This window comes from Bradyrhizobium sp. URHD0069 (genome assembly GCF_000701345.1).
Classification (GTDB): Bacteria; Pseudomonadota; Alphaproteobacteria; order Rhizobiales; family Xanthobacteraceae; genus Bradyrhizobium.
The window spans coordinates 1-1369 of the sequence record NZ_JNIJ01000128.1 but is presented as its reverse complement, the minus strand read 5'-3'; the positions used below and the strand labels follow the sequence as shown (position 1 = coordinate 1369).

The following is a 1369-nucleotide window of genomic DNA, read 5'->3' as shown; positions in this document are numbered from 1 at the left end:
TGAAGATTTTGGGTGCTGCGCTTCAGGCTGATGGTGAAACGAGGTCCGTGGTGACGGCCTCAAGCATCAGAAGGAGAAGCGCAGCATGGACCATTTTGCTGGATTGGATGTATCGGTCAAGCAGACCAGCATCTGCATTGTGGATGACACGGGCAGAATCGTGCGGGAAGTGAGGGTACCGAGCGAGCCTGAGGCGCTGCTGAAGGTTCTAGGGAACCAGGCCTACCGCTTCAAGCGAATTGGACTAGAAGCCGGACCGCTGTCGCAATGGCTGTTCAGTGCTCTGGCCGAAGCCGGGTTGCCGGTGGTCTGCGTTGAAACCCGACACATGCAGGCGGTACTGAAGGCGCAGATCAACAAGACGGACCGCAACGATGCGCGCGGCATCGCCCAGATGATGCGGGTCGGGCTTTACCGCCCGGTGCATGTGAAGACGCTCCGCAGTCAGAAACTGCGAATGCTGCTGACCCATCGCAAGCTTCTGCAGTCGAAGGCGATTGCCATCGAGAACGATCTGCGCGGTACGTTGCGTAACTTCGGCCTCAAGGTCGGAATGGTCGGAAAGGTGAGGTTCGAGGCCCGCATCCAAGAGCTTGTCGAGAACTTTCCCGACTTGGCGGGACTGGTGGAGCCGCTGCTCATCGTCCGGCGGGCGCTGCGCGAACAGATCGTTATCCTGCACCGCCGCCTGCTGGCCATCGTGCGAGACGACGAGGTGTGCCGGCGCCTGATGACGACCCCCGGTGTCGGCCCCGTGGTGGCGCTGACCTATCGAGCCACCGTCGACATGCCTGCCCGATTCCGAAAATCCAAGTCAGTCGGAGCGGTATTTGGGCTGACGTGCTCCAAGTATCAATCGGGCGAGATCGATTGGAGCGGCAGAATATCGCGCTGCGGAGATGAGATGATGCGGGTGATGCTCTACGAAGCTGCGCAGAGCATGCTGCGTTCGAAGAAATGGTCCTGGCTTAAGGCCTGGGCCATGCAGATCGCCCGGCGCCGCGGGATGAAAAAGGCGATCGTGGCCCTGGCGCGCCGGTTGGCCGTGATCCTGCACCGCATCTGGGTTGACGGCACCGAGTTCCGCTGGACCAGGGAAACCGCAGCAGCATGAGGGGCACATAAGATCAGTGCGATAGGAGGACACCCGAGATCCACCGGGCAGTGGAAGGATGTCCCTCGCGGGACGATGGATGAGGTGAGTTCGCATGTCCGCTTGGACCTGCCGTTATCTGACGGCAAGGCCGACTAAAAGATTGTTCCGCCTCGTCTTCGAATCCCATGATGGAAGGGCCTGGTGCCGATTCCGAAGAGAAGCACGAGCCCGCGAGCGACATCGACACTGCAGTGGCGGATAGTCTGAAAGCGC

The 1369-nt window shown here is 60.5% G+C and carries 1 protein-coding gene; it reads left to right on the top strand.

Annotated features, from left to right (window positions below; translation table 11 throughout):
- Positions 1-85 precede the first annotated feature (85 nt).
- Entirely contained in the window at positions 86-1114 is a 1029-nt protein-coding gene (locus tag N554_RS0130575) for an IS110 family RNA-guided transposase (RefSeq protein ID WP_029586910.1), read from the top strand.
- Positions 1115-1369 lie beyond the last annotated feature (255 nt).

Coding starts and splice junctions, on each gene's coding strand:
- N554_RS0130575 (WP_029586910.1), top strand. CDS start 86: ATGGACCATTTTGCTGGATTGGATGTATCGGTCAAGCAGACCAGCATC.